The organism is Glaciihabitans sp. dw_435 (assembly GCF_018449675.1).
Classification (GTDB): domain Bacteria; phylum Actinomycetota; class Actinomycetes; order Actinomycetales; family Microbacteriaceae; genus Glaciihabitans.
The window spans coordinates 14664-39735 of the sequence record NZ_JAAVUZ010000012.1; the positions used below are offsets into that span (position 1 = coordinate 14664).

Here is a 25072-nt window from a genome sequence, read left to right on the forward strand (position 1 = left end):
GATTTCTTAGTCCAATCCTCTGACCACTGTTCTGGATTGTCAAGTCCATTTATGATGGGGGTATGACTGCCGTACTGACGAAGAAGGGCGAGGCGACCCGCGCCCGCATCATTCAGGGTTCGGCGGCGACGATCCGGGAGATCGGCCTCGCCAACACGGGACTCGACCAGATCCGTGCCCGCACGGGCACCAGCCAGAGTCAGCTCTTTCACTACTTTCCCGAGGGCAAGGCGGAATTGCTGCTGGCGGTCGCCGACTATGAGGCGACGAGGATTCTCGACGACCAGCGCCCGTTGCTCGACGCCCTCACCAGCTGGACGGCATGGGAGCAGTGGTCCGAGCGAATCCTCGAGACCTACGAGCGTGAGGGCGTGCACTGCGGGCTGAGCGCGCTGACCAGCCAGCTCGGCCCGAACGACCCGCAGGTGCGCGCGATCATCGGCCGAATGTACGAGAGCTGGGAGGCGGCACTCGCCGAGGGGCTCCGAGCCACCCAGCGGGCGGGAGAGATCAGCCCGGTCGTGAACCCCGAAATTGCCGCGGCTGCCCTCGTGGTGAGCATCCAGGGAGGCATCCAGTTGCTTGCCGCGACCGGCAGCGCCCGACACCTGCGCGCGGCGGTCAGCACTGTCATCGCCAGCCTGCGCACCTGACCTACCCCCTGTCCGCCGCCCGGGGAATGGGTCTACGGTGCCGGATATGAGCGACGATCCGGCTGTGAGCAATCCCGACTTTTATCGAGTTCTCTGGGAGAACGACGACGTTCGGGTGCTCGAGTATCGCGACGAGCCCGGTCAGGGCACGACGCCTCACGTGCACCCCAACACCGTGATGGTGACCCTGACCGGGTTCGACCGCCGGTTGACCACGGGGGAGCACTCGCGGGATGTCAGTCTTCCGGCGGGCACGGCAGTGTGGCTTCCCGCGCAGGAGCACAGCGGCGCCAATACCGGATCGACGCCCACCCACACGATCCTGGTCGAACTCAAACACAGCGTGATGTCGAGTGACCCGGCATCGTCACTCGGGCCCGCGGACTCGTGATCTGGTTCGGCTACAGCCCGTGCCGACGATTGCTGGGGGTGTCCGCGTCGGCAGGAGCGGAGGCGCGAACGTTCGTCGCTGCCCAGTTGGCGAGGAGCTGGAGCCCGTCGTGAGACGGTGATCCCGGAGCGGCCGAATAAGCGAGCAGGAGGAGGCCCTTTTCTGACGCCAACTCCATGCCCTCGTAGGTGAGATCGAGATCCCCCACCACCGGATGGTGAATCTTCTTGATTCCCGTCTTGTGTTCGCGAACGTTGTGCGAAGCCCACAGGGTGCGAAAGAGATCACTGCGGGTGGAGAGCTCGCCGACGAGGTCGGTCAGCGCACGGTCGTAGGGCGACCTGCCTGCCTCGGTGCGAAGAATCGCAACGATCTGCTGCGCCGTGCCCTCCCAGTCGCGGTAGAAATCCGCGGCGCGTGCGTCGAGAAACACAAACCGGGCCGCATTTGTGGGGTGCGCGGGATCGTCGTACATGAAGGAGAACAGCGCACGGCCGAGCGAATTCGCTGCCACCGCGTCGAGGCGACCGTTCTGCACGAACACCGGAACTGTGGTCATCGCATCGATTGTCTGCTGGACACTTGCCCGGACGGAGGCGGTGCGCGACGGGCGCCGCGCGGGGGGACGGATGCCCGCGTTCGCGGCGCGTGCCAGATCAAACAGGTGTGAGCGTTCCGCGTCATCGAGCTGCAGCGCGCGACTGATTCCCTCGAGCACGGCATCGGAAACTCCCGTGGCGTTTCCGCGTTCCAGCCGCACGTAGTACTCCGTGCTCATTCCGGCGAGCAGTGCGACCTCTTCGCGGCGGAGGCCGGGTACGCGTCGCCGGCCGCCGTAGTTCGGCAGGCCAGCCTGTTCCGGTGTGAGACGCGAGCGCCGGGATGTCAGGAACTCACGGATCTCGTTCGATGAATCCATACCCACGACCCTACGACGACGCGCTCCCGTGAGGGGGTTATCACGATTAACCCTATAGACCGGGACTGCCTGACTGCCGGCGGAGTCCGTTGACTGGTCGTACGAACAGAAAGGCTTCACTATGACCAACAACGTCTGGTTCATCACCGGTTCCGCCCGCGGCATGGGCGTCGATATTGCCACAGCAGCCCTCGCCGCGGGGCATTCGGTGGTCGCCACCGCGCGCGATGCGGCTAACGTCACGGCCGCTCTTGGCGAGCACGACAACCTCCTGCCCGTGTCGCTGGACATCACGAATCCCGCCGCGGCGCGAGCCGCCGCCGATGCCGCCGTCGACCGGTTCGGTCGTATCGACGTGCTGGTGAACAACGCCGGCAATTTCTACGCCGGCTACTTCGAGAACATCAGCGAGACGCAGCTCCGCGCGCAGATGGAGACCAACTTCTTCGGGCCACTCAACGTGACACGCGCGATTCTGCCCATGATGCGAACACAGCGCTCCGGCCAGGTCATCACCGTCACGTCGGCCGCCGGGCTCATGGGGCAGGAATTCGTTGCCGCGTACGCCGCATCGAAGTTCGCTCTCGAGGGATGGATGGAGTCCCTGCGCTTCGACGTCGCCCCCTTCGGTATCTCCACCATGGCGGTTGAACCAGGCTTCTTCCGTACGGAGCTGCTTGTCGAGGGCTCCTCCACCATCTGGCCGGAACTCGAGATCGAGGACTACGCCGAGCGCACCGCCCAGACGATCGCCGCATGGAAGGGCATGAACGGGCTGCAGGGCGGAGATCCAAAGAAGCTCGCCCAGGCGCTGGTCACGCTGTCCGATTCAGGCGACCTTCCGCTGCGATTCCTCGCGGGAGCCGACGTGATGGGCGGAGTGGAGCAGAACCTCGCCACAATCCAGGGTCAGATCGACGCACACCGCGACCTCTCGGCGTCGCTGAATTTCGACGCCTGAATTCCCCGTCACACACTCGTCAGCAAGGAAGAGAACCTCATGGATCTGAAACTCACCGGAACTGTCGCGATCGTCACCGGCGCGAGCAGCGGAATCGGGGAGGCCACCGCGATCAGGCTCGCAGAGCACGGTGCGATCGTGGTCGTTGTGGCCCGCCGCAAGGACCGACTGGACGCCGTCGTAGCCGAGATCGCAGCGGCTGGCGGTACCGCGCTCGCCATCGCAACGGACATCACCGATCGTGCACAGGCGGAGAAGGCCGTTCGGGAGGTCGTCGACACCTACGGTCGGCTCGACATCCTGATCAACAACGCGGGGCTGATGTTGCTGGGACCCATCGTCGGAGCAGACATCGACGAGTGGGAGCGGATGATCTCCGTCAATCAAAAGGGCCTGCTCTACATGACGAATGCGGCGCTTCCCCATTTGCTGGCCGCCGCCGAGGACCAGCTACGACAGGTCGCCGACATCGTGAATATCTCGTCAATCGCTGGGCGTCAGGCGTGGGCGAATTACGGCGTCTACAACATGACCAAGTTCGGCACCAACGGCTTTACCGAGGCGCTCCGTCAGGAAGTCACGAAAAAACACGTCCGTGTTGGCGTGCTGGAGCCGGGAGCCGTCAACACCGAACTCGTTTCGCACAACAATGACGCAATTACGAGCGAGCTGGCGGCGTCCAATGCCATCGCTGAACCGCTCGAACCCGGCGACATCGCCGACAGCATCGCCTACATGGTCACCCGACCGCGACGGTCTTCCATCGCTGAACTGTGGGCCATGCCCACATCGCAGGCGTAAGACCGCACACCTCGAAACGGAGAGAATCAGATGAAATACCGCAGCCTCGCCAACACCGGAGTCAGTGTGTCCAACCTCGCCCTCGGCGCCATGGGTTTCGGCACCGAGACTTCCGAGTCTGATGCGTTCGCCATCCTTGACCGCTTCATCGAAGCCGACGGCAACTTTGTGGACACGGCCAATGTGTACGGCGGCGGCGCGTCCGAAGAGGTCCTTGGACGTTGGTTTGCCAGCCGACCTGCAGACGTCACGGATCGTGTCGTTCTCGCCAGCAAAGCCCGATTCGGAACCGGCCCTGACGTGAACGAGAACGGATCGTCCCGACGCAACCTTGACCGGGCCCTGTCGGCATCGCTGCGACGCCTGGGTCGAGACACGGTTGATCTCTACCAGTTGCACGGATGGGACCCGCTGACACCGATCGAAGAGACACTGAGCTTTCTTGATGATGCTGTCCACGCGGGAAAAATCCACTACATCGGTCTGTCGAACTTCACCGGCTGGCAGATGCAGCTGACGCTTTCCACGGCGAGATCAATGGGACTTCAGGTTCCTGTGACGTTGCAGCCCCAGTACAACCTCGTTTCCCGTGAGATCGAATATGAAATCGTGCCGGCCGCACTCCACAACGGAGTTGGACTCCTGCCGTGGTCGCCTCTTGCCGGGGGTTTCCTCTCTGGCAAGTACACAAAGAACGCCACGGCAGAAGAGGGAACGCGCGCCGGTTCCGGTGACCCGATGAACGACCATATCTTTGGTGAGCTCGCCGCGAAGGAGCAAAACTGGCGCACCGTCGACACAGTTCGCGGCGTTGCCGACTCACTCGGTGTCACGCCCAGCCAGGTCGCGCTCAGCTGGCTCATCAACCGGCCCGCCGTCACCGCGCCGATCATCGGTGCCAAGACTCTCACGCAGCTTGAGGCGAACATCGTCGCGGCCGACCTCGATCTTGGTGAGGACGCAACCACTCGCCTCGACGCCGTCAGCGCACCGACTCCGAACGACTATCCATACGGGCCGTTTGGGGTGAAGCAGCGCGACCGTTACGTCGACTCCAGCGACCAGGCAATCGCCGAAATCTTCTGAACCGCCGCTCGGTGTCGGTCAGCGCCCGGGAAGGGTGCTGAGTGACTGCGAGCGTGCCTCGAGAAGCTCGGCGTAGGTTCCGTCGCGCTCGGCCCAGCGCAGTCGGTTCGCGGCGGTAACCACGATCTCGTGTGGCGTGGGGGTAGCGCTGAGGAGGCCGATGACCTCGTCGAGGAAGCCCTCCAGTGGGAGAGCCGCGGGATTGATCTTCTCCTGCCCGGCCGTTGCAACGGCCGGCGGGATGAGTTCGGTCACTGCGACGCCGGTCCCGGCCAGCTGGGCGCGCAGGGACTCGGTGTAGGCGTGCACCCCCGCCTTCGACGCACCGTACGAAGGCATCAGGGGAAACGGCAGAAATCCGATGCCCGACGTGACGGTGATGATGTCACCGGAACCCCGGGAGACGAGGTGCGGGGTAAACGCGTCGGTCACCCGGATGGTCCCGAGGAGGTTGACGGTGATCGTTGTCTCCGCCTGCCCAAAGTGGGCGGGATCGCGCAGGTCTTCCATCAACATCACGCCGGCCATGGTCACCACCACGTCGAGGTCCGGGTGGTTTGCGAGCACTTCGTCGCGGGCGCGGAGAACGGATGTCCCGTCGGCGACGTCGATCTCAACGGTCTCGAGGTCGTCAACGCGACCGGTGGTGCGACCTCCGACGATCACGGTGCTGCCCGCCGCGGCGAACCGTCGCGCCAGGCCCAACCCGATGCCCGAGGTGCCCCCAACGATGAAAACGGTGCGGTCAGTGATGTCCATGAGTGCGTTCCTTCTGGTGATGACCGGCCCATCACGAGCGATTTTCCGGTACCCCACGATGCTCGTCTGCTCACCAGTGGGCAGGAAGGTCCCTGGTGTTCCTGGGAGTGGTGCCCCCACCCTGATGAGGTGCGTGTTGTCAGGAGTACTCGGGCGGCACGGCGCGATACAGCCAGGCCAGCTCGTTGTCGATGACGAAGGTCGACAGGGTGTGCCCGGGCGCGAGGGGCCAGTCGGCGAAGCCCTCGAGAGCCGTCATCAGCTCCCCGGCGGTAGCGGGCGACGGGGCCGCCAGCAACGCCGTTATCAGGTCATCGAAGCCATCGGGTTTGCCGGCGGGCACGGTTTCGTCTGCCGCGCTGGGCAACGCCGCGAGCGCCGCGGTCAGGTACTTCGGCCCGCGGTAGAAGACGTGGGCGCGCGCGAGGAGGGCCCGACCCGCCGCACCCGCCAGGTGCAGGGCGGAACTCGCGAGCAGAAACGGGTCGCCGGATTCGTACGCCTGCGGCAGGAAGTAGCCGCCGTGCAGCCGCACCTGTGCGAGAAACGAGCGGGTGTGCTTCGTCCACACGTCGTCGCGAACGGTGAGGATGCGGGAGATGCTGCGGTCGAGTTCGCCCTCGCCGAGCGTCGAGTAGATGACCCGTGAGCCAACGAAGGACGCCCGGGTCGGGTCATCCGCCCGCTCCACCGCCTCCAGCAAATAGGAGGGGCTGATCAGTTTGATGTCGTAATAGCCGCCGGCGTATCCGATGCCCTCCGTGCTGGTGAACATCACCCGACGCTCGCGCACGGCGGCGTCGAACGCGGCGTCGGAGACGAGCACGCAGAGGTCGACGTCCGAGTCATCGCGCTCGCTGCCCGTCGCGACCGATCCGGTGAGGATGGCGCCCAGCACCCCGTCATCGTCGGCGCACTGGCGAACGAAGGTGGCGACGGCCTCGTCGTGGTGACGCAAGGTCAGGCGCCGGAGCGTGAGGCGGAGGGCCGCGGGGATGCGGAGCGCCGGCCGACGGTGCGTGGCGAGTAGCGGACGACGGGATGCGTCGCCGCGACGAGCGATCGCAGGGACTCGAGCGATCCCGAGATCAGTCCCTGCGCGCGCGCCTGCACGAGCACGTTGCCGAGCGCGGTGGCCTCGACCGGACCCGCCAGCACCGGAAGCCCGGAACGGTCGGCGGTCAGCTGGCACAGCAGCGCGTTCTGCGAGCCGCCACCCACGATGTGGATGACGGAAACGGCAGTGCCCGACAGCACACTCGCGGTCTCGACGGCGCGCGCGAACGCGTCGGCGAGACTCTCGAGAATGCTGCGGACGAGTTCTGCCTGACTCCGGGGGGCAGGCTGCCCATGACCGCGGCACCACTCCGCGATACGGGCCGGCATGTCTCCCGGAGCCAAGAATGTGGGGTCGTTGGCGTCAAAAATTGCCACCGGTGTCTGGACAGCGGATGCCGCGTCGAGCAGTGTCGGCAGATCGGCTGCCAGCCCGGCCTCGCCCCAGACGCGCAGCGACTCACTGAGCAGCCAGAGACCCATGACGTTGTGCAGGAACCGCACCCGTCCGTCCACGCCACCCTCGTTGGTGAAGTTGGCGGCGCGGCTGGCCTCCGTGAGCACGGGGGACTCGAGCTCGACGCCCACCAGACCCCACGTGCCACAGCTGATGTACGCGTAGTCGGTGCCCGTCGCGGGGATCGCGACAACGGCGGACGCGGTGTCGTGGGAGCCGACGGCGGTGACGGCGGTATCGGGGGCGAAGCCGAGTTCCGCAGCCATGGCGGGCGTCAGGGTGCCGATGGTCGAGCCGGCGCTGACGAGTTCGGGGAAGAGGTGACGGGGGAGTCCGAGCTTTGCGATCAACGCGTCATCCCACTGCGCCGCATCCCCGGCGCCGACGCGCAGCAGGCCCGTGGTCGACGCGTTGGTGCGCTCGCCGATGGCGCGGCCGGTGAGCCAGAAGGCGAACAGGTCGGGGATAAGCAGGAAGGTGTCGGCGGCGTCGAGGGCCCCGGCCGCGCGGTCGACCTCGAGCTGGAACAGGGTGTTGAAGCTGAGGTGCTGGAGTCCATTGGCGGCATACAACTCCGCCGGGGTGACCTGCGCGTGCACCGCGGCCACGCCCGCATCGTTGCGATCGTCGCGGTAGTGGTGGGGGGTGCCCAGCATGGAGCCACCCGCCATGAGCGCATAGTCGACGGCCCAGGCATCCACCCCAATGCTCCTGATGCCGGGCTCGGCGGAGGCCGCCACCGCGAGCCCGCCGAAGACTCCCGAGCGCAGCTGGTCGATGTCCCAGTGCAGGCCGGTGTCGCGGTGGACGGGCCCGTTCGGGAACCGCGCGATCGGCTGCAGGCGCAGTTCGGTGGGGCCCACGTAGCCGAGCATGACCCGGCCGCTGGTGGCACCGAGGTCGACGGCGGCGACCGGGGTCGCGCCCGTCATCGCAGGAAGGCCGCGGCGACGCCCGCGTCCACGGGGATGTGCAGGCCGGTCGTGTGGCTCAGGTCGCTCGAGCACAGCACGAACACCGCGTTGGCGACGTTCTCGGGCAGTACCTCGCGCTTGAGCAGAGTGCGCTGCGCGTAGTAGGCACCGAGCTCCTCCTCGGGCACGCCGTAGACCGCGGCGCGCTTGGCGCCCCAGCCGCTGGAGAAGATGCCGGATCCCCGCACCACCCCGTCGGGGTTGATGCCGTTGACCTTCACGCCGTACTCGCCGAGCTCGGCGGCGAGCAGACGCACCTGGTGGGCCTGGTCGGCCTTGGTCGCGGAGTACGCGATGTTGTTGGGGCCGGCGAAGACGGAGTTCTTGGAGGAGATGTAGATGATGTCTCCACCGAGCTTCTGGTCGATGAGAACGCGTGCTGCGGCCCGGGAGACGAGGAAGGATCCCTTCGCCATCACGTTGTGCTGCAGGTCCCAGTCGGCGACGGTCGTCTCCAGCAGCGACTTGCTCAGCGACAGGCCGGCGTTGTTGACGATGAGGTCGACCCCGCCGAACGCCAGGACCGTGGCGTCCACGGCGGCCTGCACCTGCGCCTCGTCGGTGACGTTCGCCTGAATGCCGATCGCGACGTCGGTGGTACCGAGCTCGGCCGCGGCCGCCTGGGCCTTCTCGAGGTCGAGGTCGGCGATCACCACGCAGGCTCCTTCGGCGGCCAAGCGGGTGGCGATCGCCTTGCCAATTCCGGAGGCCGCACCGGTGACGAGCGCGATGCGCGACGCGAGGGGCTTGGGCTTCGGCAGGCGCTGCAGCTTTGCCTCCTCGAGCGACCAGTACTCGATACGGAACTTCTCCTCGTCGGAGATCGGCGCGTAGCTCGAGATGGCTTCGGCCCCGCGCATGACGTTGATGGCGTTGATGTAGAACTCGCTCGCCACACGGGCGGTCTGCTTGTTCGCGCCGTAACTGAACATGCCGACGCCCGGGATCAGCACGATGGCCGGGTCGGCGCCGCGAATGGCGGGCGACTCGTCGGTCGCGTACGCGTCGTAGTACGCCTGGTAGTCGAGGCGGTACTGCGCGTGGAGCTCGTCCAGGCGCGCGATGGACTCCTCGACGGTGGATGTCGCGGGCAGGTCGAGCACGAGCGGCTTGACCTTGGTACGCAGGAAGTGGTCGGGGCAGCTGGTGCCCAGGGCGCCGAGTCGCACGTGCTCACTGCTCGAGAGGAAATCGGTGACCACCGAGGCATCCGTAAAGTGTCCGACCTGCGCCTTGTCGGTCGAGGCGAGCCCGCGGATGTGCGGTGCGAGGGCGGCGGCCTTCGCGCGGCGCTCCTCCTCGGGCAGGGCGGCGTAGCCGTCGAGGGGTGTGCCGAAGGGATTCGCGCGGCCGTTCTGCTCGATGAACTTCTCGGCCGTGTCGATGATCCACAGCGAGTTGGCCTCGGCCTCGTCGCTGGTGTCGCCCCACGCGGTGATGCCGTGGCCGCCGAGGATCACGCCGATGGCATCGGGGTGCGCCTGCTTGATCTCGGCGATGTCCAGCCCGAGCTGGAAGCCGGGGCGCCGCCAGTTGACCCAGGCCACCTTGCCGCCGAAGGCCTTCGCCGTCAGCGCCTCACCGTCGGCGGAGGTCGCGAATGCGATGCCGGAGTCGGGGTGCAGGTGGTCGACGTGCGCCGCATCGACGAGCCCGTGCATGGCGGTGTCGATCGAGGGCGCGGCCCCGCCCTTGCCGTGCAGCGTGTAGTCGAACGCGGCAACCATCTCGTCCTCGCGGTCGACACCGGGATAGACGGTTACCAGCGAGCGAAGGCGGTCGAGCCGCAGTACGGCAAGGCCCGCCTCCGTCAGCGTGCCGAGGTCTCCGCCGGATCCCTTCACCCAGAGCAGCTCGACGTCCTCGCCCGTGACGGGGTCGGTCTCCGTGCCCTTGGCCGACGTGTTGCCGCCGGCGTAGTTGGTGACCCGCGGGTCGGAACCGAGGCGGTTGCTGCGCGCGATCAGTTCTGCGGCGGTGGGGTTGGTCATGTCTGCGATCTCTCTGTTGCGGTGCTGGTCAGGAGGGGAAAACGCGTCCGGCGGGAGTTCCGGCGCTCGTCATGGGTTGAGTTCGGCGGGAGACGTTGCGGTCGGCGGGAGAAGCTGGCGGTTGGCGGGAGACATAACTCCCGCCATCCGCTTTCTTCTCCCGCCACACCCTGCGTTTTCTCCCGCCACACGGAAAAACTGGCGGTCAGGCGCCCCAGCTGGCCTGCTGACCGCCGACGCGGTCTTCGGCGATGCGGGACTGGTAACCGGATGCCGCGTAGGCAGCCATCGGATCACCGGCGAGCCCCCGGGACTCACGCCATTCGGCGAGCGCGGGGCGAACGTCCGTGTAGAACGCGTCCATGAGGATGCCGTTCGCGCCGAGCACGTCGCCCGCGTTCTGCGCGGCGGACAGCGCCGTGCCGTCCACGAGCAGCGCGCGCGCCGTCATCTCCTGCACGTTGAGCACCGAGCGGATCTGCCCGGGGATCTTGTCCTCGACGTTGTGGCACTGGTCGAGCATGAAGGCGACGCCGGAATCGGGTCCGAACCCGCCACCACGGATGACCTCGTACAGGATCCGGAACAGCTGGAACGGGTCTGCCGCCCCGACGATCAGGTCGTCGTCGGCGTAGAAGCGGGAGTTGAAGTCGAAGCTTCCGAGCTTGCCGAGGCGCAGCAGCTGGGCAACGATGAACTCGATGTTGGTGCCGGGAGCGTGGTGGCCGGTATCGAGGCAGACCAGCGCGCGGTCGCCGAGCGCGGATACCTGGGCGTAGGAGGTGCCCCAGTCCGGGACATCCGTGTGATAAAAAGCGGGCTCAAAGAACTTGTACTCGAGCACCATGCGCTGGTTCTGACCGATGCGGGCGTAGATCGAGGCGAGGGAGTCGGCGAGGCGGTCCTGACGTCCGCGGATGTCTCCCTGCCCCGGGTAGTTGGTGCCGTCGGCGAGCCAGATCTTGAGGTCACGGGAGCCCGTCTCATCCATGATGTCGATGCACTCGAGGTGGTGGTCAATCGCCTTCTGGCGGATGCGCGGGTCGATGTGGGTGAGGCTGCCGAACTTGTAGTCGTCGTCCTGGAACGTGTTGCTGTTGACGGTGCCGAGCTTCACGCCGTGGTCCTCGGCGAACGTGCCAAGCGCCGCGTAGTCGTCGACCTTGTCCCACGGGATGTGCAGCGCGACGGTGGGGGACAGCGCGGTGTAGGTGTTGACCTGGGCGGCGTCGGCGATCTTCTCCTGCGGCGTGCGCGGGGTGCCGGGGGTACCGAAGACCTTGAACCGGGTGCCGGAGTTGCCGAAGGCCCAGGACGGCAGTTCGATGGCCTGTTCTGCCAGCAGGGGCGCGATATCGCTGAATTGCACCATTGGAATTCTCTTTCGTGTTTCGTCGTCATTGACCGACATCGCGACCGCCAGAAGCGGAAGTGAATCGTTTCATTTTGAATGCTAGCGGGTGGAATCGTCTTTCACAATTGCGCGGCCAAAAGTTGCGCATCGAGGTTGAAAACTTGCGGGATATACCGAAATGCCTGATCGGCGGGCACGTCCGTGTGCTCGAAGTGATCAGCCATCGCGCTCTGCCACCGGGCATTCACCTCGCGGGCGGCCATTCCGGCGAGGTTGGCGTCCAGATCCTCCGTCTCGAAGTATCCGATCACCAGGCCGTCCTCCCGCAGGAAAATCGAGTAGTTGTGCCACCCGGTCTCCCTCAGGGCAATGAGCATGTCCGGCCAGACGCGGGCGTGCGCCTCGCGGTAGGCGTCGATGTGATCGGGCCTGACCTGGAGCTGAAAGCAGACGCGCTGCATGGTGTCCCCCACGCATTTTCTAGAAGTCGAACTCGCCGATGTTCTCCTTGGTGAAGACGTACGGATCGCCCAGCAGCACCGTCGCGTCGGCGCCGACCGTGAACGATCCGAGCTTGCCGGCGTCGAACTTGTCGCCCTCCTTGCCCGTGATCGTGCCCTCGATCAGGGCCTTGTTCGCGTACGCGGCCAGGTAGCCGAGATCGGCCGGGTTCCAGAGGGCGAAGGAGGTGACGGTGCCGTCGGTCACGAACTCGCGCATCTGGTTTGGCGTGCCGAGGCCGGTCAGCGCGACCTTGCCCTTGAAGTCCGAGGTGGACAGGTAGCGGGCGGCCGCGGCGATGCCGACGGTGGTCGGCGAGATGATGCCCTTCAGCTGCGGGTGGCTCTGCAGCAACGCCGCCGTCTTGTCGAAGGAGGTCTGGTCATCGTCATTTCCGTACACCGTGTCGACGAGCTTGATGTTCGGGTGGTTGTCGGCGATGTCCTTCTTCATCAGGTCGATCCAGGCGTTCTGGTTGGTGGCGTTGGCCGCGGCCGAGAGGATCGCGACCTCGCCGGCGTCACCGATCTGCTTGGAGAGTTCGTCCACCTGCACCTTGGCGATGCCCTCGGACGTCGCCTGGTTGATGAACACGTCGCGGTAGGCGGGATCGGTGTCGGAGTCGAAGGTGACGACCTTGATTCCGGCGTCGCGGGCCTCGTTCAGTGCGTCGCCGATCGCCTTCGGGTCGTTCGCGGAGATCACGATGCCGCCAACTCCCTGCTGCGTGAGGGTATTGATGTAGCTGACCTGGGCGTCGGGGCTCGCCGTCGCGGGTCCCACCTGGGCGTAGGTTCCCTTGAACTCCTTGATGGCGGTCTCGCCGCCCTTGTCGGAGGTGTCGAAGTACGGGTTACCCAGGTTCTTGGGGATGAACGTGATGGCGAGATTCTTGGTGTCACCACCGCCGCTGCTGCCGCTTCCGCTGGTCGTCGTGGTCGTGCAGCCTGTCGCAATGAGGGCGACGCTGGCGGCAGCGGCGATCACGCCGATCGCGCGGCGCCTGCGGGTGCCTCGTACCGTTTTCTGAAACAACATCTTTGTTCTTCCTTTCAGTGGTTGCGGGTATTTCCTGGGGGGATCAGCCGGCGGTGACGGGAGTTGCCGCCTTCGGTTTCTGTCGCCGCGTGCGGAGAAAGGCGAGCAGGCTCGACGCCACCACCGAGAGCACGAGCAGCACTCCGGTGATGATGTTGATGACGTCGCTCGTGATGTTGGCGAGGCGCAGCGCGCTTCCCAGCACTCCGATGAGCAGCACGCCGGCGATCACGCCGTGGAGCGCGCCGCGTCCGCCGAAGATGGAGACGCCGCCCAGCAGCACGGCAGCGATCACGGAGAGCTCGAGGCCTGTCGCGTTATCCCCGCGGGCGCTGCCGAATCGCAGCGTGTAGTAGATGCCTGCGAACGCCGAGACGAGACCGGTCAGCACGAACAGGATGAACTTCGTGCGGGCAACGTGCACGCCCGAGAAGGTCGCCGCGTCCGAGCTCAGACCGATGGCGAAGATGCCGCGCCCGAACGGGGTGAAGTGCAGCAGCACCGCGAAGATCACGGCGAGGATGAGGAACGGCACGATGATGGCCGGAATGGATGTCCCGACGAAACGGGATTTCGCCAGCGCCGTCCAGTACTCGGGGAAGTCGGTCACGGCGGTCGTGCCCAGCAGGCCAACGGCGAGTCCGCGGTACAGGGCCAGCGTGCCGATGGTCACCGCGAGCGAGGGCAACCCGACGACGGTGATGAGGAATCCGTTGATGGCGCCTCCGATGGCGCCGACCACGAGGGCGGTGAGGAACACCAGGGCGATGGGCCACCCCGCCTGCGTGAGCGTGCCGACAACGACGCTGCTGAGACCCACGACGCTCGCGACCGACAGGTCGATCTCGCCCGTGATGATGACGAGTGTCATGGGGAGGGCGATGAGCAGGATCGGCGTCACATCGAGGATCAGGTAGGTGAAGGTGATCGGGCTGCCGAAGCCGCGCACGGTGGCCGACGCGTAGATGACGACGAGCACGAGTAGCGCGATGATGGCCATCTCCCGCGTGAAAAGGATGCGGCGCCAGAGGGGATGCGCGTAGTTGCGGTAGGTGCGCGTCGGGGTGCGCGTCGTGGTGTCAGACATTCGTGTCATCCCTCGCTTCCACAAGCCGGCGCGATTGTCGCAGCGCGAGAAGCCGGTCAAGCACGATGGCGCCGATGATCAGCACGCCGACGACGGCCCGCTGCCAAAAGTCGGGAACGCCGAGGATCGGCAACGCCCGGTTGATGGTGAGGAGGAGCACCGCGCCGATGGCTGCACCCCAGACGGTTCCGCTGCCGCCGACGATCGCGACACCGCCGATGACCGCTGCGCCGACGGCGTCCAGTTCGAAGCCGGTGCCCGCCTGCGAGTTGACGGTGCCGTAGCGCGCCGCGTAGAGCACGCCAGCGAGTCCCGCCAGCGCTCCGGAGACGATGAAGGCGGAGATGATGCGGCGGGTGACGCGCAAGCCGTAGAGGTTGGCGGCATCGGGGTCGGACCCGATGGCGTACAGTTCGCGGCCGCTGCGGATATTGCGCATGTACCAGCCGGCGATGACCAGCGCGACAAGCGCGATGATGGCGAGGATCGGGATGCCGAGGATGCTGCCGGTGCCGAGTGCAAGGAAGTCCTTGGGTAGGTCGGACGCGTTGATCCTGTTGCTCCCGGCCCACACCACGTTGATGCCGCGGTAGGCGTAGAGGGTTCCAAGGGTGATGACGAGCGCGGGAACCCGGGCAAAGGCGACCAGCGCCCCGTTGATGAGACCGAGGGCGCCGCCGAACACCAGTCCGATAAGGAAGACAAGGATGATCGGGATGCCGGGAACGTCGAGGAACAACCGACCGGTGAGGTACGCCGACAGGCCAAGCACCGAGCTCACCGACAGGTCAACGCTGCGGGTGATGATAACGATGGCCTGACCGATCGCCACGAGTACCAGGATCGAAGGAGTGAGCAGCAGGTCGCGCCATCCGTCACCGCTGAAAACGAACGAGGGGTTCTTCACGGTGGTGACGACCACCACCAGAACAAGGGCGAGAAGGATGCCGGTCTCGCGTGCCCGGGCAAATGCGCGCAGCCCGCTCACGACGCGACCGCCTCGTTCGGGGTGCCCGTGTGGGCATCGGCGGCGCCACCGGGATGGGTCGCGGCGAGCATGACCGCCTCGGCCGTCGCCTCGGCGCGGGGCAGGTCCGCGGTGAGGCGGCCCTCCCGCATGACGAGCACGCGATCGGCCATGCCGAGCACCTCCGGCAGTTCGGACGAGATCATCAGAATCCCCATTCCCCGCCCCGCAAGCTCGGAGAGCAGCCTGTGTACCTCGGCCTTCGTGCCGACGTCGATACCGCGGGTCGGCTCGTCGATGATCAAAACCCGCGGGTTGGTAGCCAGCCATTTCGCCAGCACCACCTTCTGCTGGTTGCCGCCGCTCAGGGTTCCCACCTCGCTGTCGAGCGCGCTGGTCTTCACCTCGAGCCGGCTTGCCCAGATCGCCGCGGCGGCATTTTCGAACCCCGAGGTGATGATGCCCGCCTTCGCGAGGGTGCGACGAATCGAGAGCGTGGTGTTGCGGGCGACGGATGACTCGAGCACGAGTCCCTGCTTGCGGCGGTCTTCCGGTACCAGCGCCATGCCCCTCGCCATCGCGGCGGTCGGGCTGTTCGGCGGCACGCGGGTTCCACCGAGGGTGACGGTGCCCGCCGTATACGGATCGACGCCGAAGACCGCGCGAGCGATTTCGCTGCGCCCGGCCCCGACGAGGCCGGCGAGGCCGACGATCTCGCCCGAACGCACGGTGAAGGTGATGTCGGAGAAGACGCCCGGGGAACTGAGCCCAGTGACGTTCAGCAGCACGTCGCCGATGGTGGTCTCCTGCTTGGGAAAGAGATCGCTCACGTCGCGGCCGACCATGCGGCGCACGATCTCTTCCGCGGTCACGGCGGCGATGTCGTCGGTGGAGATGTAGCGGCCGTCGCGCATCACGGTGATCGTGTCGCAGAGTGCGAACACCTCATCGAAGCGGTGCGAGATGAACACGAGGGCCCGTCCCTCGTCGCGCAGGCTGCGGGCGATGGCGAAGAGTCGGTCGACCTCGACCCCGCTCAGGGCGGCGGTCGGTTCATCCATGATCAACAACCGGGCATCGAGGGAGATGGCCTTGGCGATTTCGAGGATTTGCTGGTCGGCGATCGACAGTCCCTCGGCGGGACGATCGGGGTCGATGCGCACGGCGAGGCGCTCGAAGAGGCGGAGGGCTTCCGCCCGCATGGCCTTGCGGTCGATGCGCCCGAACCGCGAGACCGGCTGGCGGCCCATGAAGAGGTTTTCGGTGACGGACAGGTCGGGAAAGAGCGTGGGCTCCTGATAGATCACGGCGATGCCTGCCGCCTTGGATTCGGCGGTCGAGGTGAAGTTGACCGATTCGCCGGCGAGTTCGAAGTCGCCGGAGTCCCGCGTGTAGAGACCCGCGACGATCTTGACGAGGGTGGACTTGCCGGCGCCGTTCTCGCCGACGAGCGCGTGGATGGATCCGGCGTGCACCGTCAGGTCGGCGGAGGCGAGGGCCACGACCTGACCGAACGACTTGGCGACGCGGCGAAGAACGAGGGTAGGTTCACCCGGCTCGCGGGGTCGCTCGGAGGGGCTGTGCGTTGTCGACATTGACGGTTTCTCCACGGTGAGAAGGTGACGCAGTTGTGATGGTGCTCGTCGTTCCACATCGGCGTGAAACGATTCATCTGTGGACGGACTCTATCCTTGGGACTCGTTCAGGGTCAAGGCGTCTGCCTCCCAGGCCACGGAGAAGGTGTGCTCGCCGTTCTGCACGGTCACCGGTGCTGACCCGGGCAGTTCCACCACGGCGTCGGTGCCGGTGGGAACGACGACGGTCACCTCCAGCCGGCCGTCGACGATCCGCCAGTCGATGGAGGCGCGACCGTAGGGTGTCTCGTGCGCCGCGCTCGCCGAGGTGAATCCGCCACCCGGTTGCGGGCGGAACAGGATCGACCGGTATCCCGGTGCGGTCGGCGCCAGCCCGGCAACCACGCGGTGCAGCCAATCCGCCACGGCGCCGAGGGCGTAGTGGTTGAACGAGGTCATGGTGCCGGGATTGACGCTGCCGTCGGGACGCTGGCTGTCCCAGCGCTCCCAGATGGTCGTCGCGCCCTGCGTCACCGGGTAGAGCCACGACGGGCATTCCGGCTCGAGCAGCAGGTCGTAAGCGGTGGCGAGCGAACCGGATTGCGTGAGTGCGTCCGAGACAAGAGGCGTGCCGGCGAACCCGGTCGCGATGCGGTTCTGGGCTTCGGCGACGAGCGCGGCGAGGCGCCGGCCAGCGGCGGCACCCGTGTCCGCATCCGGGATGAGACCGAACGTGATGGCCAGCGAGTACGCCGTCTGCGCATCGCTGGTCATGGTGCCGCCGGCCAGGAGGTACTCGTCGGCGAAGGCGGCGCGGACAGCCGCAGCGAGAGCGGAGTAGTGCGCAGCGTCATCCACTTGTCCCAGCACCTCGGCCATCTTCGCCAGGTGCAGCGTTGACCAGGCGAAGTAGGCGGTCGCGACCAGGTATTTGTCGGTGGTGGCGTCGGCGGGATCCTGCGGCGGAGCGGCGGGATCGAGCCAGTCGCCCAGCTGGAACCCGTCGTTCCACAGGTGGTCGTCGCCGGCGAGGCGGTCGACGAGATCGATCCATGCCTTCGCGCTGGCGTATTGCGCGGCGAGGATTCCCGAATCTCCGGTGCGCTCGTAGAGCACCCACGGCGTGAGCACAGCGACGTCGCCCCACACCGCGCCGGGACGGATCGGCGTCCACATCTTTTTCGCCGGGATCACCGGCACGTACCAGGGCACGGTGCCGTCGGGTAGTTGCTCGACCGCCACGTCTTTCAGCCACGAGGACAGCATGCCCGAGACGTCGTAGAGAAATGCGGCGGTGGGGGCGAACACCTGGATGTCGCCCGTCCACCCGACGCGCTCGTCACGCTGTGGGCAGTCGGTCGGGATGTCAACGAAGTTGCCTCGCATGCTCCAGAGAACGTTCTCGTGCAGACGGTTCACCAGCGGGTTGGAGCTGTCGAACCATCCCGTGCGTTCCATATCGGTGTGGTAAACCCGCGCGACGATGTCTCCGGCGGCCACCGCGGCGGCGAGGTCGCCCGGCCACCCGGTGATCTCCGCGAACCGGAAGCCGTGGATCGTGAAGCGGGGTTCCCACTCCTCCCGCTCGCGCCCGGCGAGCGTGTACACGTCGGTGGACTTCGCGTCGCGGAGGGGGCGGGTGTAGAGCTCGCCGTCCTGCAGCACCTCGGCCGTGCGGATGGTCACGGTGTCGCCGGCGGCGCCCGAGACCCGGATGCGCAGGCGCCCCACCAGGTTTTGGCCGAGGTCGATGATCTGCGCGCCGCTGGGTGTGGTGATGACGCCGACGGGGACGACCTCCTGGGTGCAGCGCACGGGCGGTCCCTCGGGAGCGACCAGGGTCGCGGGGTCACGGTCGCTGAGGCGCACCGCCGACCAGTCGCTGTCGTCGAAGGCCGCCGTCGACCAGCCGGTGTGCTCGTCGCGGGCGTCGTAGATCTCGCCGTCGTACAGGCCGGTGCGGATGATGGGACCGACGTGGGCGCGCCACGATTCGTCCGTCGCGACGGTCTCGACGCGGCCATCGGCGTAGGTCAGCTCGAGCTGCGCGATGAGGGAGAGGTCGGAGCCGAACAGGTTGCGGAATCCGCCGCGCCAGCCGAGGCGTCCCCGGTACCAGCCGTCGCCGAGCCACGCGCCGATGGCGTGCTCGTTTGCGGGTCCGGCCAGCAGTTCGGTGACGTCGTGCGTGTAGTACCGCAGGCGGGAGCCATACACTGTCCACCCGGGCGAGAGGGCATCGTTACCGACGCGGCTTCCGTCGATTTCGACCTCGTACAGGCCGTGGGCCGACACGTAGAGCCGGGCGCTGACGACGGCGCCAGAGGTGGCGAAGCTCGTGCGCACGAGCGCGGGGCGCCGGTCATCCGAGTCCGCAATTTCTGCCCACGCGCCGCCTGCTGGACGGGCAACCCAGTCGGTCGGCGATAGCAGCCCGGCCTCGACCGTGGCGATATCGCTCCAGCCGGAGGCGTCGTCTCCCGACCACACCCGCACACGCACGCTCGCCGATTCCCGTGAGGCGAGCGGCCGCACGGGCCAGGGCACGAGTACCGAGTCGGGCGAGGCGATGCGCCCGGTGGTGGTGGTCGCGGTGCCGTCGAGAGTGACTTCGAGTTCGTAGGCATCCTGGCGCCAGCCGGCGGGAGCGGTGGTCTTCCAGGAGATGCGCGGACTCGCCTCGCCGATGCCGAGGGCGGTGCGGTGGTGTTCGAAGCGCGGGGGAGCGGGAGTGACCATCGTTGGGCACCGGTCCTTTCACAAAGTTGGAAGAACGGGGCAGAAAGGCGGTGCTGCGATCCGCTCGCTATTGAGCCGGATCCGAATTCTGACACGTTTCAAAACAGATCGTACAGCGAGATCACCGTCGGATAGCAACAGCGACCGCGATTAGTTGACACGTTTCAAAATCTGTCACAAGATGAACGGGCACGTGAGTTGTACGAGAGGAATCCAATGACGGAAATTCCGCAGAAGCACGCCCCGACGGTAGCCCTCGTCGGCACACTCGACACCAAGGGTGCCGAGTACCAGTGGATGGCCGACCAGCTGGCATCGCTCGGGGTGAGTGTCGTCACCGTGGACACAGGCATTCGCGAGCCGCACGGATTCACCGGCACGATCGTTCGATCGCAGGGCGCGGTCGCCGAGGCCGCGGGCACGTCGATCGCCGCCCTGCGTGAGCGCGGTGACCGCGGCGTCGCCACCGCCACCATGGGGGAGGGCGCCGCCGTTGTCCTGTCCGACCTGCTCGCCGCCGGAACCCTCGACGGCGTGCTCGCCCTCGGCGGCAGCGGGGGATCCTCGATCGCCGCCCGCGCCGTCCGCGACCTGCCGATCGGCCTGCCAAAACTGCTCGTCTCCACCATGGCCTCGGGCGACGTGTCGCCCTACGTCGGCGCGAGCGACGTCACCCTGATGTACAGCGTTGTCGACATCGCGGGCATCAACCAGATTTCGCGTGCAGTACTCGGCAACGCCGCCGCCGCCATCGCCGGGATGGCCCAGGCACGCGTGGCCCGCGCGGCGGACGTCGGAGTGGCGGATGACCGTCCGCTGATCGGTGCCTCGATGTTCGGTGTGACCACTCCCGCCGTTGACGCAGCTCGCCAGCGGCTCGAAGAGCTTGGCTACGAGGTGCTCGTTTTCCACGCCACCGGTTCCGGGGGCCGCGCGCTCGAGGGATTAGCCCGGTCCGGGCTCCTCGTGGGGGTGCTTGACCTGACGACGACGGAGCTCGCCGATGACCTCGTGGGTGGGGTGTTGAGCGCGGGCCCCGACCGGTTGACGGCGGCCGGGTCATCCGCTGTCCCACAGGTCGTCAGCCTCGGTGCGCTCGACATGGTGAATTTCGGGCCGCGCGAGACTGTGCCGCATCACTTCGACGACCGCCAGTTCTTCATTCACAACCCGACCATCACGCTGATGCGCACGACGCTCGCCGAAAACGCGGAGCTCGGCGCGCGGATCGGCGCGAAACTCGCGGCGGCAACGTCGCCGACGGTGCTGATCATTCCGCGCGGCGGGGTCTCGGCCCTCGATGCCGACGGACAGCCGTTCCGGGACGCGGCGGTGGACGATGCCCTGTTCACCGCGGTGCTCGACGGTGTTGCCAGCAGTGCCGTCGTGGTCATCGATGACACCGGAAATATCAACGACGCAGCCCTCGCCCGTCGCGCGGCGGACGAACTGCACAGCCTGATTGGACAGAACTCATGACCGTGGACAGAACAACGGCCCTCGCCCGGCTGCGGGCGACCGTCGCGGCGGGCAGTCCCGTTATCGGCGCGGGCGCCGGCACCGGGCTCTCGGCAAAGGCCGCCGAAGCCGGCGGCGTCGACCTCATCATCATCTACAACTCGGGCCGCTACCGCATGGCCGGACGCGGATCCCTCAGCGGGCTGCTCGCCTACGGCGACGCCAACCAGGTGGTCGTCGAGATGAGTCGCGAGGTGCTGCCGATCGTGCGCGATACCCCCGTGCTCGCGGGCGTCAACGGAACCGACCCGTTCCGGCTGATGGAGAAGTTCCTCGACGAACTGAAGACGATGGGCTTCACCGGGGTGCAGAACTTCCCGACGGTCGGGCTCTTCGACGGCAACTTCCGCCTCAACCTCGAGGAGACCGGCATGGGCTACGACCTCGAGGTCGACATGGTGCGGCTCGCCGCCGAGCGCGACCTGCTGACCGCGCCCTACGTGTTCGACATCGAGTCGACCATCGCGATGACCGAAGCCGGTGCGGACGTGCTCGTTCCCCACATGGGGCTGACCACCAGTGGGTCCATCGGCGCACAGACCGCCCTGACGCTGGAGGAATCCGCGGTCAGGGTGCAGGAGATGCGGGATGCCGCGGTGAAGATCAATCCCGACATCCTGGTGCTGTGCCATGGCGGACCCATCGCCGAACCCGAAGACGCCGCCTACATCCTCGCGAACACCACCGGTGTCGTGGGCTTCTTCGGAGCGTCATCCGTCGAGCGCCTCCCCACGGAGCGCGCCATCAAGCAGCAACTCGTCGACTTCAAGTCGATCCCGATCGGCTGAGCCGGTCGCGCCGGCCGCATCCGCCCATCACCCCAGCACGAATCATCCCGAACCGTCCCCGCACCATCGCGCAAAGGAGCACGCACATGACCACCGCACAAGAAGGCCGCCGTCCCGACGAAGTACCCACCCGCACGTTCGAGTGGGGCACCATCAAGTGGCTCGTCACACCGCACCTCGACGAGGGAGCCGGCCTCACGGTCGGTGAAGTGATCATCTACCCCGGCCAGGGGCACGCCCCGCACGACCACCCGGGCGAGGAAGAGGTCATCTACGTCATCTCCGGCGAGGGTGAGCAGACCGTCGGCGATGGCCCGGCCTTCCCCATTCGCGAGGGCGACGCCGTGTACATCCCGAAGGCCACCCAGCACTCGACGTACAACACGACGTGGCGTCCGCTGCGCCTGTCGGTGACCTACACGCCGGGTGGGGCGGAGATCGGCCTCGATGGACTGCCCGACGCCCGCATTCTCGACGCCGGCACGGCACCGCTCTGGTCGCAGGCCAACTAGTGCCCGTCATCGAGCCGGGGTCCTGGCTGAATCCCGACAGTCGTCCCGACTGGGCGGAGATCGCCACCATCGGCCGTTTCGCCATCGCTACAGAGGGTGGCCGCTTCGACCGACACTTCCACGACGACCACGAGGTGTGGCTGCTCTGGGAGGGCAAGGCAAAGATCCTTCTCGAGGGCGCGGAGCGCTACGTACAGGCGGGCGACATCATCCTTACCCGGGCCGGTGACACGCACGACTTCCTCGAGGTCTACGAGACGGTGCGCGGATTCTTCACCGAAACCGGCCACCCCGCGGGCGGGCGTACCGGACACCTGCATGCGAGCGAAGCGGATGCCTCGGGGCACGACGTCCCCGCACTGCCACTGCCGCACGACTTCCCCACCCGCTGACCCCGTCCCCCTCTAGGATCACCACCATGCGTATCGCGGTAACTGGCAGCAACGGCAAGCTCGGCAGCGCCACGGTCGAGCGGCTCCGTGCCGATGGCCACGAGGTCATCGGTTTCGACCTGGGTGGCACCCCCGGCGAGGGTTTCACCCGGGTGGACCTCACCGACTACGGCCAGACCCTCGACTCCTTCCTCGGCGTGACTGCGCGCCACGCCGGGCTGGACGCCATCGTGCACATGGCGGCAATCCCCGTAAACGGGCTCGTCCCCGACGTCACGACCTTCCACAACAACATGACGGTGTCGTTCAACGTCTTCCAGGCGGCCATGCGCGCGGGAATCAGCACCATCGTCTACGCCTCGAGCATCACGGCAATGGGCTTCCCGTTCGAGGAGGCGCCTGCCTTCTTCCCCGTCGACGAGTCCGCCACCGCGGCCAACAACACCTACGGTCTCGTCAAGGTGATGGAGGAGGCAATGGTCGCCCAGCTCGTGCGCTGGGACCCGAACCTCAGCATCACCGCGCTGCGGTACACCAACGTGACGGTCGCCGGTGAGTACGACCGCTTCGCCGAGCGGGCGGGCGATCCCGCATACCGTCGTGACCTCATCTGGAGTTACATTGACGCTCGGGATGGCGCGGCCGCCGTGTCCCTCGCGCTGGATGCCGCCACCCCGGGCCTCGAGGTGTACAACATTGCCGCGTCGGACACCGGACTATCGGTGCCGTCGGCCACCCTCGTCGCGGACGCGTTCCCCGGCGTCCCCGTGACCAAACAACTCGGGCAGTTCGAAACCCTGATGTCGATCGACAAGGCGCGCGCTCGCCTCGGCTTCGAACCGCAGCACCTCTGGCGCTCCGAGCTCGGCCTGAGCTAACCCAGCCCCTCCAGGCCTCCAGACGGGTTGCCCGCCACGTCGTCGGTGGCGGGGGTGATCGCGCCGTCGACGATGGCGCGCAGTGCTGCAAGGTGCCTGCCGAGGGCGACCCGGCCCTCGGGAGTGAGCTTCAGCCACGTACGAGGACGCTTGCCCACGTGGCCCTTGCGTGCCTCGACGTACCCTGCGGCCTCCAGCAGGGTGATCTGCTTGCTCAGCACCGAGTCCGATACCTCGATGGTGTCGCGGAGGGCGCCGAACTCCATCTCGTCCAGATGCGCGAGGGTCGCCACGATGCTCAACCGCACGGGCCCGGTCAGCAGGTCATCGACGAGGTGCCGGGGGTGCGCCCGCGTCTGCTCGGTCATCGGGAAGCCCGGCGTGAACCGTTGATGGCGACGGGCAGTCCGCTCGCCAGCGCGAGCGGTACCCACAGCACCGGTGAGCGCTCGGTGATGAGCAACGACAGCGCCAGCCCAACGAAAAAGATGCCAAGGGAGACGGCGAGCCCCCTGTTATAGCGATCGATCCAGCCAGTCGGGCTCACTCTGCGAAACACGTTGTAGATAGTGACGATGGCGACAATGCCAACGACGTACCCTGCGGAAACCACGAGAGCGACCTGCCAGGTCGCCACGGGCAGTACGTACACCGATGCGAGAAAGAACACCGAGACCAACGCGCCGAGAGCGATGCTCAATACCGCTCCGATCCGGGAGCGATCGCCCGCGGAGCGTCCGCGCTCGCCGCTGGTGTCGGCGGTGGCCAGCAGCGCCCTCGCTGCATCGGGAGTGATGTCGGAGTGAACAGTCATGGGAGAGCCTTCCTGCAGAGGGAGTGGTTGGTAATTCCAGTGTGACATTAACTTTCCCATATGGAAAGTAGTGTCCATAGCGGACGAGTGGATGTCCCAAGCCGGGCACTCCTGGCCGGCCACTCGTGCCCGTCCACCGGGTGATACAGATTCGCGGCTACAAGTGTTTCGTCAGATCAGGAGTTTTCGGCAGATTGCACCTTCGTGCGGATGATCGGGAGGCTATGACCCGCATTCTCCTTATCTGGCGAACTCGAAGCGCGAGCAGCCCGCCACAGCGCGAGCAGCCCGCCACAGCGCGAGCAGCCCGCCACAGCGCGCTCACCTGCCACAGCGCGCACACCCGCCACAGCGCGCACACCCGCCACAGCGCCGGCGCAGCGAGCTACCCCGAGCGCAAGGCCTGACCTCCGGCGGCGCCCCGAAGTAGGTTTCTGACGTGGACCCCACCGTAGAAGCCGGAACCATCCAGGGATGGTTCACCCTCGCCGCCGCCGTAGTCGCCGCGCTCGCCGCCATCGTCGGGGTGATCGTCACCGGTGCCAGCGCCGCCAAGACGCAGAGCTGGGTCGGACGCGACCAGTGGTGGCAGCGGTTCTCCTGGGCTACGGAAAAGGCGATCAGCAACGATGACGCCGACTCAGAACTGGGCCTGTCCGTGCTGCTGTCGCTCATCAATGTGCCGTGGGCCAAGCGCGAGGACAACGAGATGGCAATCACGGTCGCCCGCGTGGTGAAGGTCCGCCGGGAGAACCTCGACCGCACCGCCATCGCCCCGCTCGCCGCCGACCGTCCGCACGAGCTCGCGCTTCAGCTCGAGGCGAAGGCGCTCTCCAACCTCGGTCTCACGTCCTAGCGTCCG

General features: G+C 66.8%; 25 protein-coding genes. 11 read left to right on the top strand and 14 right to left on the bottom strand.

Annotated elements, in window-relative coordinates:
* Window positions 1-62 precede the first annotated feature (62 nt).
* Window positions 63-653 (top strand): TetR/AcrR family transcriptional regulator, encoded by a 591-nt coding sequence (locus tag HB677_RS14205; protein WP_213816391.1) that lies wholly within the window; start codon window positions 63-65, stop codon window positions 651-653.
* Between the two features lie 46 nt (window positions 654-699).
* Entirely contained in the window at window positions 700-1044 is a 345-nt protein-coding gene (locus HB677_RS14210; RefSeq protein ID WP_213816392.1) for a cupin domain-containing protein, read from the top strand.
* Between the two features lie 10 nt (window positions 1045-1054).
* Here HB677_RS14210 and HB677_RS14215 read toward each other — a convergent pair whose 3' ends face one another.
* Complete coding sequence (locus tag HB677_RS14215) at window positions 1055-1963, bottom strand: helix-turn-helix domain-containing protein (RefSeq protein ID WP_213816393.1); 909 nt, start codon at window positions 1961-1963, stop codon at window positions 1055-1057.
* A 121-nt stretch (window positions 1964-2084) separates the two neighbouring features.
* On the opposite strand from HB677_RS14215, the gene HB677_RS14220 reads away from it, so the two are divergent.
* The 3 genes from HB677_RS14220 to HB677_RS14230 are packed head-to-tail and all read left to right on the top strand — an operon-like array spanning window position 2085 to window position 4811.
* The gene (locus HB677_RS14220) at window positions 2085-2924 is read left to right on the top strand and encodes an SDR family NAD(P)-dependent oxidoreductase (protein WP_213816394.1); all 840 of its coding nucleotides are present in this window, start codon (window positions 2085-2087) and stop codon (window positions 2922-2924) included.
* 39 nt (window positions 2925-2963) lie between these two features.
* Window positions 2964-3725: an SDR family NAD(P)-dependent oxidoreductase gene (locus HB677_RS14225; RefSeq protein ID WP_213816395.1), complete on the top strand. Its 762-nt coding sequence runs from the start codon at window positions 2964-2966 to the stop codon at window positions 3723-3725.
* Between the two features lie 30 nt (window positions 3726-3755).
* Complete coding sequence (locus tag HB677_RS14230) at window positions 3756-4811, top strand: aldo/keto reductase (RefSeq protein WP_213816396.1); 1056 nt, start codon at window positions 3756-3758, stop codon at window positions 4809-4811.
* Between the two features lie 18 nt (window positions 4812-4829).
* Here the strand turns inward: HB677_RS14230 and HB677_RS14235 are convergent, their stop codons facing one another.
* From HB677_RS14235 to HB677_RS14285, 11 genes are all read right to left on the bottom strand, one after another.
* On the bottom strand, window positions 4830-5570 hold the full coding sequence (locus HB677_RS14235; protein ID WP_213816397.1) for an SDR family oxidoreductase: 741 nt from the start codon (window positions 5568-5570) through the stop codon (window positions 4830-4832).
* Window positions 5571-5709: 139 nt separating this feature from the next.
* Window positions 5710-6528 (bottom strand): nucleotidyltransferase domain-containing protein, encoded by an 819-nt coding sequence (locus HB677_RS14240; protein ID WP_213816398.1) that lies wholly within the window; start codon window positions 6526-6528, stop codon window positions 5710-5712.
* A 2-nt stretch (window positions 6529-6530) separates the two neighbouring features.
* Window positions 6531-8015 (bottom strand): rhamnulokinase family protein, encoded by a 1485-nt coding sequence (locus HB677_RS14245; protein ID WP_213816399.1) that lies wholly within the window; start codon window positions 8013-8015, stop codon window positions 6531-6533.
* Complete coding sequence (locus HB677_RS14250) at window positions 8012-10048, bottom strand: bifunctional aldolase/short-chain dehydrogenase (RefSeq protein WP_213816400.1); 2037 nt, start codon at window positions 10046-10048, stop codon at window positions 8012-8014. The genes HB677_RS14245 and HB677_RS14250 overlap by 4 nt, the downstream gene beginning before the upstream one ends.
* A gap of 205 nt (window positions 10049-10253) precedes the next feature.
* Window positions 10254-11420 (bottom strand): L-rhamnose isomerase, encoded by a 1167-nt coding sequence (gene rhaI, locus HB677_RS14255; RefSeq protein ID WP_213816401.1) that lies wholly within the window; start codon window positions 11418-11420, stop codon window positions 10254-10256.
* A gap of 101 nt (window positions 11421-11521) precedes the next feature.
* Entirely contained in the window at window positions 11522-11875 is a 354-nt protein-coding gene (locus HB677_RS14260; protein ID WP_307852606.1) for an L-rhamnose mutarotase, read from the bottom strand.
* Between the two features lie 7 nt (window positions 11876-11882).
* On the bottom strand, window positions 11883-12941 hold the full coding sequence (rhaS, locus tag HB677_RS14265) for a rhamnose ABC transporter substrate-binding protein (protein ID WP_213816402.1): 1059 nt from the start codon (window positions 12939-12941) through the stop codon (window positions 11883-11885).
* Between the two features lie 43 nt (window positions 12942-12984).
* Window positions 12985-14028 (bottom strand): ABC transporter permease, encoded by a 1044-nt coding sequence (locus tag HB677_RS14270; protein WP_255546634.1) that lies wholly within the window; start codon window positions 14026-14028, stop codon window positions 12985-12987.
* Window positions 14021-15007: an ABC transporter permease gene (locus HB677_RS14275; RefSeq protein WP_218624727.1), complete on the bottom strand. Its 987-nt coding sequence runs from the start codon at window positions 15005-15007 to the stop codon at window positions 14021-14023. Before HB677_RS14275 ends, HB677_RS14270 begins: the two co-directional genes overlap by 8 nt.
* A 5-nt stretch (window positions 15008-15012) precedes the next feature.
* On the bottom strand, window positions 15013-16590 hold the full coding sequence (locus HB677_RS14280; RefSeq protein WP_213816405.1) for a sugar ABC transporter ATP-binding protein: 1578 nt from the start codon (window positions 16588-16590) through the stop codon (window positions 15013-15015).
* A gap of 90 nt (window positions 16591-16680) precedes the next feature.
* Window positions 16681-19308: a glycoside hydrolase family 78 protein gene (locus tag HB677_RS14285; protein WP_213816406.1), complete on the bottom strand. Its 2628-nt coding sequence runs from the start codon at window positions 19306-19308 to the stop codon at window positions 16681-16683.
* A 216-nt stretch (window positions 19309-19524) separates the two neighbouring features.
* Here HB677_RS14285 and HB677_RS14290 point away from each other — a divergent pair, with 216 nt between their 5' ends.
* From HB677_RS14290 to HB677_RS14310, 5 genes are all read left to right on the top strand, one after another.
* Entirely contained in the window at window positions 19525-20787 is a 1263-nt protein-coding gene (locus tag HB677_RS14290) for a Tm-1-like ATP-binding domain-containing protein (protein WP_213816407.1), read from the top strand.
* The gene (locus HB677_RS14295; RefSeq protein ID WP_213816408.1) at window positions 20784-21614 is read left to right on the top strand and encodes a phosphoenolpyruvate hydrolase family protein; all 831 of its coding nucleotides are present in this window, start codon (window positions 20784-20786) and stop codon (window positions 21612-21614) included. The genes HB677_RS14290 and HB677_RS14295 overlap by 4 nt, the downstream gene beginning before the upstream one ends.
* A gap of 86 nt (window positions 21615-21700) precedes the next feature.
* Complete coding sequence (locus HB677_RS14300) at window positions 21701-22126, top strand: cupin domain-containing protein (protein ID WP_213816409.1); 426 nt, start codon at window positions 21701-21703, stop codon at window positions 22124-22126.
* On the top strand, window positions 22126-22518 hold the full coding sequence (locus HB677_RS14305; RefSeq protein WP_213816410.1) for an AraC family ligand binding domain-containing protein: 393 nt from the start codon (window positions 22126-22128) through the stop codon (window positions 22516-22518). The genes HB677_RS14300 and HB677_RS14305 overlap by 1 nt, the downstream gene beginning before the upstream one ends.
* A gap of 26 nt (window positions 22519-22544) precedes the next feature.
* Complete coding sequence (locus tag HB677_RS14310; RefSeq protein WP_213816411.1) at window positions 22545-23396, top strand: NAD(P)-dependent oxidoreductase; 852 nt, start codon at window positions 22545-22547, stop codon at window positions 23394-23396.
* Here the strand turns inward: HB677_RS14310 and HB677_RS14315 are convergent.
* Window positions 23393-23764 carry a transcriptional regulator gene (locus tag HB677_RS14315; protein WP_213816412.1) on the bottom strand — a complete coding sequence of 124 codons (372 nt, stop codon included), beginning with the start codon at window positions 23762-23764 and terminating at the stop codon, window positions 23393-23395. The genes HB677_RS14310 and HB677_RS14315 overlap by 4 nt on opposite strands.
* Entirely contained in the window at window positions 23761-24210 is a 450-nt protein-coding gene (locus tag HB677_RS14320) for a hypothetical protein (RefSeq protein ID WP_213816413.1), read from the bottom strand. The genes HB677_RS14315 and HB677_RS14320 overlap by 4 nt, the downstream gene beginning before the upstream one ends.
* Before the next feature lie 439 nt (window positions 24211-24649).
* Between HB677_RS14320 and HB677_RS14325 the strand changes: the two genes are divergently transcribed.
* Window positions 24650-25066, top strand: a complete 417-nt coding sequence (locus HB677_RS14325) for a hypothetical protein (RefSeq protein WP_213816414.1) — start codon at window positions 24650-24652, stop codon at window positions 25064-25066.
* The last annotated feature ends 6 nt before the right edge of the window (window positions 25067-25072 follow it).